This window comes from Parageobacillus thermoglucosidasius (genome assembly GCF_001295365.1).
GTDB classification, from domain to species: Bacteria; Bacillota; Bacilli; order Bacillales; family Anoxybacillaceae; genus Parageobacillus; species Parageobacillus thermoglucosidasius.
Map to the genome: position 1 here is coordinate 2,386,925 of NZ_CP012712.1, position 13,396 is coordinate 2,400,320.

Consider the following 13,396-nt stretch of genomic DNA (forward strand, 5'->3'; position numbering starts at 1 on the left):
GCAGGAGAAGTGTATTTAACAACTTCTCCTTGAAATTTTGTAAAAAATGTGAGTGATCATTATAATGATTAACAAATATGCAAAAATATACTTAATGATTATTGCAATGATAGGTTTAGGTATATTTTTAATAGAAAGTAACTTTATGGCTCAATCCCTAGAGGATTGGGTTTTCATTTATATGCTGTCTGGATCTATTATTTTATTAAACAAGTTTTTAATCCATCTTCCTCCAAAGGATAATTCGTTTTCGATGGATTCGTCGATTTATTTAGCAGTGATGTTTTTGCATGGCATTGATTTAGCGATGAATGTTTTACTTATTAGCAGTGTTGTTGAATTTCTTTACAAGCGTAAAATGGCCTGGTGGAAGCATCTTTTTAATTTTTCCATGTATTCTATTATGATTGTCGGTGCCTATTATTCATTTTTGTTTTCCGGTGGGCATATTGGTGAAATAAACACCCAAAATTTGCTTCCGTATATGATTAGCTTGGTCGTCTATTTTAGTTTAAACATTTGTTTAATGTTTTTATTTTTTGTCTTTTTTGATCGCATATTTAAAGGAACTTTTGATTTAGGAGTTTTATTAGAGTCAGCTATTGGCTATTCCGTTACGTTATTACTATCACTTGTTTTAGCGATTTTATTAAATGAAAAGCGGTATTTCGGTCTGTTTTTATTCACTGTTTTGGTCGCCATTTTATCGGCGGTGTTTCGTAAATTTCTTTATTTATATCAGGAAGTATCAGAGCGGGCCAATAAGGATCATTTAACAGGGCTTTATAATCACGGTTATTTTAAAGAGATGTTGAATGAACAGTTTCGTGATGCCAAAAAATTGAAACAGCCGTTTACTCTCGCTTTATTAGATTTAGATGATTTTAAAAAATATAATGACCGCAACGGCCATCTGCAAGGGGACAAGCTGCTGCAGTTTTTTGGCGAGCTGCTTAAAAAAGCAGTGGACGGAACAGACTTTGTAGCGGCGCGGTATGGCGGCGAAGAGTTTGCCATTTTAATGCCCGGCACAACAAAGGAAGAAGCGTTTTCGTTTTTAGACCGATTGCGGAAAGAAATAAATGATACGTACTTTTCTGGGGTGGAGCATGTTCCTTACCGCTGTCTTTCGTTTTCTTGCGGGATTGCTGAGATGGAACGAAGCATGTATGACAGCGGTGAGTTAATTCATAAAGCAGACCAGGCGCTTTATTACGCAAAAGCACAAGGAAAAAATAATGTACAAATATATGAAGAACATAACATTTGCTTTGATGAAATAAAATTTAAAGAAAATCTGGATACCCTTGAGCAGCAAGTTAAATTTTTTTTATCCAAAGACGTTTATACGTATCGTCATAGTAAACGGGTATTCAAATATGCTTCCGAATTTAGCCAAATGCTTGATTTAACCGATCATGAGAAACAAACGCTTGTTTTAGGAGCGTTAATTCATGATATTGGAAAAATCGAAGTGCCACGGGATATTTTAAATAAAGAAGGAAAATTGGAACGGCATGAATGGGAAATTGTGAAGAAACATGTAACATGGGGAAAAGAAATCATAGCAGCGGAAAAACAGTTTGATGATTTAATTCCGTTAGTGGAACTTCATCATGAACGGTATGATGGAAAGGGATATCCATACGGACTTAAAGGAGAAGAGATTCCAAAGCTTGTTCGTATTTTATGTATTATTGACTCGTTTGATGCGATGACGACAGAACGGCCATACCAACGCACAAAAACGTTTGAAGAGGCAGTATCCGAAATTATGCGTTGCGCAGGCACTCAGTTCGATCCTTTTTACGCTGGATTATTTACAGAGTTTATTCGAGAAAAATACTTATCGCGTGTTCAAAATCAAGAACAGGCGGAAAAATATCGTGATAACGAAGCTGTCCAATGATAAAAGGGCGGCTTTTCTTTTTGGCAAAAACGATTGAATTTGAACGTTTTTTGACTAAATATGATTTTTTTTGAGTGTTTTTGATTGAAAATGATTGATTTTTAAATCGTTTTCATTTATGATAAGGGTACAAAGTAATCATTTCCATCCAAGGAGGTGGGATCGTTGCTCACAGAGGAACGCCACCGCATTATATTGGAGCTTCTTGCAGAAAAAGAAGTGGTAAAGCTGCAAGAATTAGTTGAGGCGACCAATTCGTCGGAGTCAACGATTCGCCGCGATTTAACGCAGCTGGAAAAAGAGAAAAAATTGCGGCGCATTCACGGTGGTGCAACATTGCTGCAAAAGAAGCGGGAAGAATTAAGCGTCTTGGAAAAATCAACAAAACATAGGCAAGAAAAGAAACGGATTGCCGAATATGCGGCAAGTCTTGTGCAGAACGGCGATTGCATTTATTTGGACGCTGGGACAACGACGTTCGAAATGATTCCACATCTGCATGGCAAAGATATCGTTGTTGTGACAAACGGTATTATGCATCTTGATATGCTTTTAGAATACGACATTCCGACATATTTGCTCGGCGGCTTTGTGAAAAAGAAAACAAAAGCGCTTATTGGCCGCGGTGCGCTGCAGGCATTGCAAAGCTACAGCTTTGATAAATGTTTTATCGGCGCAAACGGCGTTCACTATGAATATGGATATACAACACCCGACCCGGAAGAGGCAATGGTAAAACAAACAGCAATGCAATTATCCCAAAAGGCGTATGTGCTTGCTGACCATTCTAAACTTAATGAAAGTGCATTCGCGAAAATTGCTGAACTCCACGAAGCGGTGTTGATTACAGATGAATTGGCTGAAGAATGGCTGGAACCATACAAAGCAAAAACAGCAGTAGAGGTTGTGGCAAAATGATTTATACCTGTACATTAAACCCATCTGTTGATTATATCGTTCATGTTGATGAACTTCGCGTTGGCGAGTTAAATCGTGCGGTGAAAACATTGACATTCCCCGGCGGAAAAGGGATCAATGTCTCGCGTGTGCTCAAGCGGCTCGGTGTAGAGAGCACGGCGTTAGGATTTATCGGCGGATTTACCGGCTCATTTATTATCGAACAATTGCAAAACGAAAACATTGCCTGCGATTTTGTCGAAGTGCCGGGAAATACTCGCATTAATGTGAAGTTAAAGTCGGGGACAGAGACGGAAATTAACGGCCAAGGGCCGGTGATTGAGCCGAAATATGAAGAAGCGTTAATCAAAAAAATGCAAGCTTTAACCGAAAACGATGTGGTTGTCCTTGCGGGAAGTGTGCCGTCTTCTTCGTCTCCGGACATTTACGAGCAAATCATTGAAGAAGCTAAAAAAAGAAAAGCAAAAGTCGTTGTTGATACAAGCGGCCCGGCGCTAAAACAGCTGCTTGCGCGGAAACCATTTTTGGCAAAACCAAACCATAAAGAATTAGCGGAATTATTTGAGACAAGCCTTCATTCGAAAGACGAGATTATCGTTTATGGCCGCCGGTTAGTGGAATTGGGAGTGGAAAACGTCATCGTTTCGATGGCGGGAAATGGAGCTTTCTATTTTAATAAAGAAATGGCATTGTTTGCCGAGGCGCCGAAAGGAACGGTAAAAAATTCCGTTGGTGCCGGCGATTCGATGGTGGCGGGATTTCTTGCCGCATATACAAGCGGAAAAAGTGTGGAAGAAGCGTTTGCTTATAGTGTTGCATCTGGGAGCGCAACGGCGTTTTCCGAAGATTTATGCACAAAAGACTGTGTCGAACAGCTGGTGCATGAAGTAAATATCATGAGTTTCTAACAACATATGAAAAAAGGGGGTATTTTGATGAAAATTACCGATTTGTTGACAAAAGAGACGATGATTCTTCATCTTCAAGCGAAAACAAAAGAAGAAGTGATTGATGAACTTGTCGCAAAATTGCAAGAAGCAGGAATATTGCGCGATGCACAAGCGTTTAAAGAAGCAATTTTTGCGCGTGAAGCGCAAAGCACGACCGGTGTCGGCGATGGGATTGCCATTCCGCATGCGAAAACAGCTGCGGTAAAGCGGCCTGCCGTAGCGTTTGGCCGTTCCGACAGCGGCATTGATTATGATGCGCTTGATGGTAAACCAAGCCGTTTGTTTTTTATGATCGCGGCGCCGGAAGGAGCGGATAATACACATTTGGAAGCGCTTGCCCGTTTATCGGCGATGTTAATGGATTCCTCTTTCCGCTTACGGGTTGAAAGCGCTTCAAGCGAAGAGGAAATTATTCGGCTTATTGCAGAAAAAGAGGAAGAAGAAACGCAAGAAACAAAACATGCGGCATCTTCAACGGCGAAGCGCCAGAAAGTGATTGCTGTTACCGCCTGTCCGACGGGAATCGCTCATACGTATATGGCGGCGGATGCTTTAAAGGCGAAGGCAGCGGAAATGGATGTTGAAATAAAAGTGGAAACAAACGGTTCTAGCGGTGTGAAAAATAAGTTGACCGAACAAGATATCGCAGATGCGGTTGCCGTCATTGTCGCAGCAGATAAGCAAGTGGAAATGGAACGGTTCAAGGGAAAACATGTCATTCAAGTGCCGGTTGCCCAAGCGATTCACCAACCAAAAGAGTTAATTGAACAAGCTCTCCGGCAAGATGCGCCGATTTATCAAGGAAGCGGCACGAAAGAAGCAGCAATGGAAGGAAAAGCGCGCACAGGATTTTATAAACATTTAATGAACGGAGTTTCCAACATGCTTCCGTTCGTTGTCGGCGGCGGTATTTTAATTGCGATATCGTTTATCTTCGGCATTAAAGCGTTTGATCCGAAAGATCCGTCGTATCATCCAATCGCGAAAGCGCTCATGGATATCGGTGGCGGAAACGCGTTTGCGCTGATGATTCCGGTGCTTGCCGGTTTCATTGCGATGAGCATTGCCGATCGCCCGGGGTTTGCGCCGGGAATGGTAGGCGGTTTCATGGCGGCAAACGGCGGAGCTGGATTTTTAGGCGGATTAATCGCCGGATTTCTCGCCGGGTATTTAGTCGTTGGCTTGAAAAAACTATTCAGCCGTTTGCCACAGTCGCTTGAGGGGATCAAACCAGTGTTGCTTTATCCGCTTTTTGGCATTTTCATTACAGGGATTATTATGATGTATGTTGTCATCGATCCAGTAAAAGCGTTAAATGAAGCGCTGAAGCATTGGCTTGAAAATATGGGAACGGCAAACTTAGTTTTGCTTGGCGCGATTCTTGGCGGCATGATGGCGGTCGATATGGGCGGACCGATTAACAAAGCGGCCTTTACGTTTGGGATTGCGATGATTGATGCCGGCAACTATGCTCCGCACGCGGCGATCATGGCTGGAGGAATGGTGCCGCCGTTAGGGCTGGCGCTTGCAACGACATTCTTTAAAAAGAAATTTACAAAGGCGGAACGTGAAGCTGGAAAGACATGTTATATCATGGGGGCGACATTTATCACAGAAGGGGCGATTCCGTTCGCGGCAGCCGATCCTGTGCGCGTCATCCCATCGATTATTGCCGGTTCGGCGGTGAGCGGGGCGCTGACGATGCTGTTTAAAATCGGCCTTCCGGCTCCGCACGGCGGAATTTTCGTTATTCCGATTGTCAAAGGGAACCCTTTATTATACGTATTAGCGATTTTAATAGGCGCAGCCGTTACTGCCTTGATGGTTGGTCTGTGGAAAAAAGACGTAGAAGAATAATAGAACATGCTGAGCGTGAATTGTCGCTCAGCTTTTTTTATAAAAATGAAGATTCTCATGAAAATTTCATGAATAAAAGCGCTATTCATGGTACAATGAACGGTTGTAATGTTAGAAAAGGAGAGCTTATCGATATGGTGAAGACATTTCTTCAGCTCAATACGATATTCATTAGTATTTTAATAGAAGCGCTGCCGTTTGTTGTACTCGGTGTGTTTATTTCAGGGATTATCCAAATGTTTGTTACGGAAGAAATGGTCAGAAAATGGCTGCCGAAAAATAAAGGGTTGGCCGTCATTTGTGCAACGTTGATAGGGGCGTTATTTCCTGCCTGCGAATGCGGGATCGTTCCCATAACCCGAAGATTAGTAGCCAAAGGAGTGCCTTTGTATGCGGCAATTCCGTTTATGTTAACGGGGCCTGTCATTAATCCGGTTGTATTATTTTCGACATATATTGCATTTGGAAGCAGTTGGACGATGGTGTTATACCGGTCTATTTTTGCTTGTATCGTCGCGGTCATCATCGGTTTTGTCATATCCGTGCAATATAAAGATAGCCAGTTGCGAAAGGAAGAAACCGTTCATCCCGCTTTGCTGAAATCGTGGAAAGAAAAATGGGTTGGCACATTGCAACATACGATTGACGAGTTCTTTACGACAGGCAAATATTTGATTATTGGCGCATTTTTTGCATCGGTGATGCAAACGTATGTGAAAACATCAACATTGCTTGCGGTTGGCCAAGGAAAAGTGTCTTCCATTGTTGTCATGATGGCGCTTGCCTTTGTGCTATCATTATGTTCAGAAGCGGATGCGTTTATTGCTTCGTCGTTTCAAAATATGTTCCCGTTTGGCGCGCTCGCAGCGTTTCTTGTATATGGACCGATGCTGGATATCAAAAATACGTTGATGCTGTTGCAGTCGTTTAAGACCCGTTTTGTGCTTATGCTTATTATGTATATTACGATATTTGTATTTATCGGTTCGTTGTTCATTTAAAGGGGGTGAAATCGCATGGTGCGAATGTATATTTTGCTTGGTTTTTCGTTTTTGTTTTTTCATTTATATATTACGGGGGAAATTAGCAAATATATTAATATGCGCTATTCTTATTTGTCATTTAGCGCCATTTTTGTATTCGCTTTTTTGACCATCGTCCAGCTTATTTTCGCCAGCCGTAAAGAGAAACATGAACATTGCCACGATGATGGATGTTGTCACGATCATAAGGAACAAGCGCGATGGAAACGGATCGCCAATTATATGATATTTATTTTTCCAATCGCCTCCGCGCTGCTTCTTCCCGTAGCGACGCTTGATTCGGATATGGTGAAAGCGAAAGGCTTTCATATACGCGGGTTCGCGACAAAAAGCGACGACCCGTTTGTCCAACGGCAATTTTTACGTCCAGATACAAGCATTTATTACGGAGCCGATGACTATGACGACATGATAAGAAAAGAACTGAAAAAATTTTCAAAAACATCACATCTCGTATTGAATGAGGAAAACTATTTAAGTGCGATGGAAACGATCTATCAATTCCCAGGCCAGTTTGATGATCGGGACATCGAATTTGCCGGGTTTGTCTATCATGATGAGACGGCGAAAAAAACGCAGCTGTTTGTTCTGCGCTTTGGCATTATCCACTGTGTGGCTGATTCGGGAGTGTACGGGCTTTTAACAGAGTTTCCCGGTAATCCTCATTTAGCGAATGATGAGTGGATTCATGTGAAAGGAAAGCTCTCCACCATTTATTATCAGCCGTATAATGCGACAATTCCTTATGTTAAAGTAAAATCATGGCATAAAATCGATAAACCGAAAGAACCGTACGTATTTCGGAAGTATGACCAATAGGGAAAAGGAGCCAATGGCAAGGCTCCTTTTTTAACGTATATCACAATCAAGCACTTCACCAAGTTTTAAACATTTTAATCTGCTTTCCTCCAAACCGCGCCGTTCCCATTCAGCAAGCAAACGGTCGAGCGCTTCTTTCGGCGTGTCGTCGGCGAGGCGAAATGCACCATAGTGCATTGGAACAAAGTAGTTTGCCTGGCAATCGAAAAAGGCTTGTACCGCTTCTTCGGGAGTGACGTGCTGCGGCCCCATAAACCATTCCGGTTCATACGCGCCGATCGGCAGAAGCGCATAATCGACCGCAAAGCGTTCGCCAATCTCGCGGAAGCCGCGGAAATAGCCGCTATCGCCGGCAAAATAGATCGTCGGTTTTTCTTTCGCCTGCATCACCCAGCCGCCCCAGTGGGATGTATTCATATCCCATAATGTCCGTCTTGTCCAATGCTGCGCGGGAACAAATGTAAAGGCGACACCGTGAAATGATTGTGTTTCCCACCATTCGAACTCCGTCACTTGCTTATACCCTTTTCGCCGGAATAAACGGCCAAGCCCGACAGGAACGAACATGTGTGGCGTTCCTTTCAATTGGCGAATGCTCGGAAAATGCAAATGATCATAGTGCCCATGAGAAATAAGCACGACATCGACTTCAGGCATTTCATTCGGCGCAATGCCAGGTTTCGTAAGCCGTTTGGCCGTTCCCATGCGCGTCGCCCATACCGGATCGGTGACGATGGTGATGCCGTTTAGCTGAATGACAAACGTAGAATGCCCGACCCAAGACAGCAATGTCCGATCATGGTTGGTGTGAAGAAGCGGATATTGCGGCGGGTCGGCATGGGGAACTTGATAGGACAAGTCTTTCTTTTTGCTTCTCCGTTCCTTTTGCCAGCGGCGGAAATCGGCAAACGTTTTGGTGGTGGAAACACCGTCTAAGTTTTCGTATCTCTTCATCTGTTTTCACCCTTTTTGCATGCGCTATAATATAAAGTAACAAATTTTTGCTTGGTGGTGAAGGAATATGCTGCAATCATTTACGATCCAAACGGCAAAGCGCGATGAAATGGTGGACATCACTTCATTCGTCGAACAAACGGTCCGCCAATCGGGGGTGACAGAAGGATTCGCCATTGTTTATTGTCCGCATACGACCGCGGGAATTACGATTAACGAAAACGCCGATCCTGATGTGAAGCGGGATATGATGCGCCGTTTTGATGAAACGTACCCGTGGGAACATCCGCTTGACCGTCATATGGAAGGGAATACAGCGGCGCATATGAAGGCAAGCACAGTCGGTGCATCGCAGCACGTCATTATTACAAACGGCAAGCTTCTGTTGGGAAGATGGCAAGGAATTTATTTTTGCGAATACGACGGCCCGCGCCGGCGGACGTTTTATGTGAAAGTTGTCGAGGGGTAAACAGCGGACGTTTATTGCTGAATAAACGCAAAGCAGTTTAAGATTCAGCTTCAAGGTGCAGAAAACGGTTTGCCAATGGCGTTTCCCTGACTGGCGAGAAGGCAAAAAACAATAAAATCGAACAATGTGCTGTTTCAGCACCATTATGAAAACAGCGATGGAAAATATACTATAATAATATTATGTAAAATTAATAAACCGCGAAAAAGACTAGCCAAACAGCGATGGCTAGTCTTTTTCGTGAATGATTAGGAAAGCGCCGTCAAAATAAGCGGGCCGTTTTTCGTAATCGCGATCGTATGTTCATATTGTGCGGAATAAGAACCATCGACCGTTCTTGCCGTCCAGCCGTTATTGTCCATTTTGCTTTGCCATGCGCCAACGTTAACCATCGGTTCAATCGTTATGACCATTCCTTCTTTGAGCCGCAACCCTTTCCCTTTTTCACCAAAGTGAGGAATATACGGTTCTTCGTGAATCGTCGGGCCAATTCCGTGTCCGGTAAAATCGCGGACGACGGAAAAGCCATTTGCTTCGACGTATGTTTGGATCGCATGGCCGATATCGCCAATGCGATTGCCAATCACCGCTTGCTCAATCCCTTTATATAGAGATTGTTCTGTCACATAAAGCAGCTTTTTCACTTCTTCACTGACATTTCCGACCGCATATGTCCATGCGGAGTCAGCAAGCGCCCCATGCAAGTTTACAACAAAATCGATCGTTACGATATCCCCGTCTTTTAGCGGCTCATTGCGCGGAAATCCGTGGCAAATTTCATCATTGATGGAGGCGCATGTCGCGTAAGGATAGCCTCGATATCCTTTTTGTTCCGGCTTGGCCCCGTGTTTTGCTAAAAATGTTTCCACAAAACGGTCGATCTCCATTGTGGTAATTCCCGGTTTGATGAGCCGGGCGATTTCTTGATGGCAAGCTGCCAATAACTTTCCTGCTTCGTGCATTAATTTTATTTCTCTTTCTGTTTTCACATGAATCATGGAAAATCTCCTTTTCACTTCATATATATGAAACGATGGAAATGGATTGTACCGTACTGAGACGGATCTATGGTGTATTGTAACAAAAAACAGCATGAAGATAAACGAAAGACAATTCTGATATTTTAATTCATAATTTTTATAATTTTTCGATAAAATGGTAAATAAAAAGTTGCACCACTCATAAATTTGTTTGCTGATGGCCGTTATGCAAAGCAGTTTGGAGACAGCTCAACTTAGCATGCGATCGATGGCTTCTGGCCGCCGGTGAAATGCATGGACTGCGGCGGAAAAAACATTTTTCTATATTTCTATATATACGTTTATAGGTTTACAGTGCCATAAATAATTTTTTTTCCTCATTTGTCAAATCGTGAAGATTAGATGAAAGCGGAAGATAAATTGATACTTCCGTTCCTTTATGTATTTCACTTTTAATATGAATCGTGCCATTCATCGATTCGATAATGCGATATACGACCATCATTCCAAGGCCGGTGCCTTTAATGCCCTTTGTAGTAAAATATGGTTCACCAAGACGTTCGATTTGTTCCTTTGTCATGCCGATTCCCGTATCGGTAATGCGAATGAGCACATGCTGTTTTTCGATGGAGACGTAAATTTGCAGCACACCGCCGTTTGGCATTGCTTCGATGGCATTTTTCATAATATTAAGCAAACATTGGCGGAATTTTTCACGCTCTCCGATGATCGTAAATGGAGCTAACGTTGTTTTCACTTCAACGCTGTTCATGTTGGCAAGCGGGCGCAATAGGTCGATAACACGTTCAATTTCCGTTTTGACATTCAGTTTTTCGATCGATTCTGGAGCCGGTTTCGCAAATGTTAAATAATCGGTAATGATCGCTTCAGCTCTGTCCAGCTCTTCAATCGCGATTCGCACATATTGCTTTCGTTTTTCGGGAGAAAGGTGGTGCTGCTCCAACAATTGCATAAAGCCGCGCGCGGCGGTGAGCGGATTCCGTATTTCGTGGGAAATGGATGCAGCCAAGTGGCTTACCGCTTCCATCTTTTCTGCGCGAATGATTCGTTTCCGCAACGCTATGTTTTTATATATCATTTCTTTTAACGAACAAGTAATGAGCATACATATTGGCTGAACGGACAAGTATGCAAGAGAAATGTCAGAGGACAATGGAATGCGGTGGAACGTTTGGGCAAGGACAATAGATAAAATGCCGGAAAACGTGCACAGCGCGGTGGCAAGCAACACGCGATGTTTCGATGACAGAGCGAGAAATTTTTTCTCCAGTGCAATGCCTATCACCATAATGAACAATGAAATAATGACGGTAACGAAAAAGCCAGTCCCTCCAAACAGAGAACGGTACCCGATTGTCACAAGACATAAAAACATGCTCGTCGCTGCTCCTTTATATAAACTTCCTAACCAAAGCGGGATTTGGCGCAAATCAGAAATGAATTCCCTGTCTGCATCGACGGGAATGGTCATACATAAAATAATGACAAGTGCGAAACAAACAGTAAGCAAATGGCGCTTGATATGTTTAGGAATATTCTTTTCTTCTATCCATATCGGAACAATAAAAATCGGAATAAGAATAAAGAATAAATTAAGCAAAAAATCTTTTAAAATACTAAGCATAGCAGCACCTCTTTCGCGTTATGCGGTACAATTTAGAAGCAAATTCAACAATTACTGCTAATATATTACATTGTAAACAAAAAACATGTCAGATGTTAAGAGTGAATTCATAGTGTTTTTTTGACATAAATCTTCGTTTTTCAACAATGGATATTGCTCTCCAAGTTAGTGGTGGACTATGGAGCAAACGTGCTTTTTGTCGACAAAACTTGTTGATTTTTCTTCGTTCTTTCTCCCGCTCTTTATTTTTATAATTGGTTATGAAAGGGGGATTTTCCTATTATGGCAGAGCTGTATAAGCAGTTAACTGTTTGGATTGAGGAAAAGCAACCGGTAAAAATTAAAACAGATCGCGGGGAAGCTACGTTTCTCCCTGTCAAATTGTATAAAGATGCCCGCAAGTTGTTTGTGTATAACCGGAAAATGAAGCTTATCAATATTTGTTTAGATCATATCATTTCCATTGAGCCGACTCGTATTTACGGATCGTTTGATATAAGAGAACAAAAAGTAGTACATATGTATTAAGGGAGGAAGCGAGCGGACTTCTTTTATAAAGGAGGCCGCTCGCTTTGTTTTTATATATATTGCATAGCGGCGAGGTGGTATTTTACAATGAAAGTATTCGCAATGGAAAGAGGGGGGATGAAACATGCGTGGAAAGCGGATCGTCTTATGTGCGTCAAGAAAACTGGAGGAAATGACGACACTGATTGAAAAACAAGGAGGAATTGCACTTGTGCGCCCGGCGCAAGGAACGGTATTTTCCAGAGAAGGAGAACTGGAAGACGAAATTCGCGGCGTGATCGCAATGCGCCCGGACTGGCTTATTTTCACAACCGGTATAGGAGTGGAAGCATTGCTTCAGGCGGCAGAACGAGGCGGGATAAAAGAGGAGTGGGTGAAAACGATCCAGCAGGCGAACGTAGCGGCCCGTGGCTACAAAACGGTTGCGGCGTTAAAAAAGATAGGCATTTCTCCTATTGCTGTCAGCGATGATGGTACAACAAAAGGGCTGATTCGCTCGCTCAAGGAGCATTCCTTTGCGGAAAAGAAAGTAGTTGTCCAATTATATGGGGATACGGCTCCAACATTGAAGCAATTCCTTGCAGAAAACGGCGCGGCATATATTGAGCTGCTTCCGTACCGCCATGTCGCTCCTGATAGGGAAGTGCTCGAAAAACTGTATGAGGAAGTCATTCAGCGGGAAGTGGATGCCGTTTGTTTTACAGCGGCAATCCAAGTTCGCTTTTTATTTTCATTTGTAAAGGAACACAAGGATATTGAATTGTTCCGGCGGGCATTCAATGAGGAAGTGATCGCGTGCGCAGTCGGAAAAGTAACGGCGGAAGCGCTCCAAGAGGAAGGGATAACCCGCGTTGTTGCTCCGGAACTGGAGCGGATGGGGGCAATGATTGTGACGTTATCGCAATATTTCGAACACCAGTTGCAGAAATAAAGCATGTTGCTTCCAAATATATGACATAACCACTTTCCCATAAAAAACGCTTAAGGCCAAGATTCCTTAAGCGTTTTTCTGTCTATTGTCATTATGATGTCCAAAGGCAGCGGCATGGGCATTAGAAAGGGAGCGCCATCGGGGCCGCCCTGCACCACCATAAATTAATGATTGCCGGGTAGGACAAATCTATAAGCATCGGCGCAAAATGTCCTATTCGACGCGGAACGGATGATCCGGAAGAAAAAAGCCGCCGCATTCCGTTAAACAAATGATTGAAATATATTAGGAAAAACAGGAGTGGTCTTTTACTAGATAAGCGCAAGAGATTGAGCATATCCGGATTGATAATGTGGAATGATCTCTCAGGCAGATCTTTTGCGTGATAGTGTG

12 protein-coding genes are annotated in these 13,396 nt (G+C 42.9%); 9 read left to right on the forward strand and 3 right to left on the reverse strand.

Annotated elements, in window-relative coordinates; translation table 11 throughout:
- Positions 1-64 precede the first annotated feature (64 nt).
- From AOT13_RS11720 to AOT13_RS11745, 6 genes are all read left to right on the forward strand, one after another.
- Positions 65-1,909: a diguanylate cyclase gene (locus tag AOT13_RS11720; RefSeq protein ID WP_045844657.1), complete on the forward strand. Its 1,845-nt coding sequence runs from the start codon at positions 65-67 to the stop codon at positions 1,907-1,909.
- 165 nt (positions 1,910-2,074) lie between these two features.
- Positions 2,075-2,827: a DeoR/GlpR family DNA-binding transcription regulator gene (locus tag AOT13_RS11725; protein WP_003250877.1), complete on the forward strand. Its 753-nt coding sequence runs from the start codon at positions 2,075-2,077 to the stop codon at positions 2,825-2,827.
- Positions 2,824-3,735: a 1-phosphofructokinase gene (gene pfkB, locus AOT13_RS11730; protein ID WP_042384822.1), complete on the forward strand. Its 912-nt coding sequence runs from the start codon at positions 2,824-2,826 to the stop codon at positions 3,733-3,735. The genes AOT13_RS11725 and pfkB overlap by 4 nt, the downstream gene beginning before the upstream one ends.
- Positions 3,736-3,762: 27 nt before the next feature.
- Positions 3,763-5,634, forward strand: a complete 1,872-nt coding sequence (locus AOT13_RS11735) for a PTS fructose transporter subunit IIABC (RefSeq protein ID WP_003250874.1) — start codon at positions 3,763-3,765, stop codon at positions 5,632-5,634.
- 134 nt (positions 5,635-5,768) lie between these two features.
- The gene (locus AOT13_RS11740) at positions 5,769-6,635 is read left to right on the forward strand and encodes a permease (RefSeq protein ID WP_013400970.1); all 867 of its coding nucleotides are present in this window, start codon (positions 5,769-5,771) and stop codon (positions 6,633-6,635) included.
- Between the two features lie 15 nt (positions 6,636-6,650).
- Positions 6,651-7,496: a TIGR03943 family putative permease subunit gene (locus AOT13_RS11745; protein WP_042384825.1), complete on the forward strand. Its 846-nt coding sequence runs from the start codon at positions 6,651-6,653 to the stop codon at positions 7,494-7,496.
- 30 nt (positions 7,497-7,526) lie between these two features.
- On the opposite strand, the gene AOT13_RS11750 is transcribed toward AOT13_RS11745, so the two are convergent.
- Positions 7,527-8,450 carry an MBL fold metallo-hydrolase gene (locus AOT13_RS11750; protein WP_003250868.1) on the reverse strand — a complete coding sequence of 308 codons (924 nt, stop codon included), beginning with the start codon at positions 8,448-8,450 and terminating at the stop codon, positions 7,527-7,529.
- Between the two features lie 67 nt (positions 8,451-8,517).
- Here AOT13_RS11750 and AOT13_RS11755 point away from each other — a divergent pair, with 67 nt between their 5' ends.
- Complete coding sequence (locus AOT13_RS11755; protein ID WP_003250866.1) at positions 8,518-8,919, forward strand: secondary thiamine-phosphate synthase enzyme YjbQ; 402 nt, start codon at positions 8,518-8,520, stop codon at positions 8,917-8,919.
- A 248-nt stretch (positions 8,920-9,167) separates the two neighbouring features.
- Here the strand turns inward: AOT13_RS11755 and map are convergent, their stop codons facing one another.
- Together map and AOT13_RS11765 are read right to left on the reverse strand one after the other, a co-directional pair.
- Positions 9,168-9,917, reverse strand: a complete 750-nt coding sequence (map, locus tag AOT13_RS11760) for a type I methionyl aminopeptidase (protein ID WP_003250864.1) — start codon at positions 9,915-9,917, stop codon at positions 9,168-9,170.
- A 331-nt stretch (positions 9,918-10,248) separates the two neighbouring features.
- Positions 10,249-11,544: an ATP-binding protein gene (locus AOT13_RS11765; RefSeq protein ID WP_003250863.1), complete on the reverse strand. Its 1,296-nt coding sequence runs from the start codon at positions 11,542-11,544 to the stop codon at positions 10,249-10,251.
- A 282-nt stretch (positions 11,545-11,826) separates the two neighbouring features.
- Between AOT13_RS11765 and AOT13_RS11770 the strand changes: the two genes are divergently transcribed.
- Together AOT13_RS11770 and AOT13_RS11775 are read left to right on the forward strand one after the other, a co-directional pair.
- Positions 11,827-12,072: a hypothetical protein gene (locus AOT13_RS11770; protein ID WP_003250861.1), complete on the forward strand. Its 246-nt coding sequence runs from the start codon at positions 11,827-11,829 to the stop codon at positions 12,070-12,072.
- A 124-nt stretch (positions 12,073-12,196) separates the two neighbouring features.
- Positions 12,197-13,003 carry a uroporphyrinogen-III synthase gene (locus AOT13_RS11775; RefSeq protein WP_013400965.1) on the forward strand — a complete coding sequence of 269 codons (807 nt, stop codon included), beginning with the start codon at positions 12,197-12,199 and terminating at the stop codon, positions 13,001-13,003.
- The last annotated feature ends 393 nt before the right edge of the window (positions 13,004-13,396 follow it).

Excerpts from the sequence above, each read along its gene's own strand:
- AOT13_RS11720 (WP_045844657.1), top strand. The coding sequence starts at position 65 with ATGATTAACAAATATGCAAAAATATACTTAATGATTATTGCAATGATA.
- pfkB (WP_042384822.1), top strand. The coding sequence starts at position 2,824 with ATGATTTATACCTGTACATTAAACCCATCTGTTGATTATATCGTTCAT.
- AOT13_RS11735 (WP_003250874.1), top strand. The coding sequence starts at position 3,763 with ATGAAAATTACCGATTTGTTGACAAAAGAGACGATGATTCTTCATCTT.
- AOT13_RS11740 (WP_013400970.1), top strand. The coding sequence starts at position 5,769 with ATGGTGAAGACATTTCTTCAGCTCAATACGATATTCATTAGTATTTTA.
- AOT13_RS11745 (WP_042384825.1), top strand. The coding sequence starts at position 6,651 with ATGGTGCGAATGTATATTTTGCTTGGTTTTTCGTTTTTGTTTTTTCAT.
- AOT13_RS11750 (WP_003250868.1), bottom strand. The coding sequence starts at position 8,450 with ATGAAGAGATACGAAAACTTAGACGGTGTTTCCACCACCAAAACGTTT.
- AOT13_RS11755 (WP_003250866.1), top strand. The coding sequence starts at position 8,518 with ATGCTGCAATCATTTACGATCCAAACGGCAAAGCGCGATGAAATGGTG.
- map (WP_003250864.1), bottom strand. The coding sequence starts at position 9,917 with ATGATTCATGTGAAAACAGAAAGAGAAATAAAATTAATGCACGAAGCA.
- AOT13_RS11765 (WP_003250863.1), bottom strand. The coding sequence starts at position 11,544 with ATGCTTAGTATTTTAAAAGATTTTTTGCTTAATTTATTCTTTATTCTT.
- AOT13_RS11770 (WP_003250861.1), top strand. The coding sequence starts at position 11,827 with ATGGCAGAGCTGTATAAGCAGTTAACTGTTTGGATTGAGGAAAAGCAA.
- AOT13_RS11775 (WP_013400965.1), top strand. The coding sequence starts at position 12,197 with ATGCGTGGAAAGCGGATCGTCTTATGTGCGTCAAGAAAACTGGAGGAA.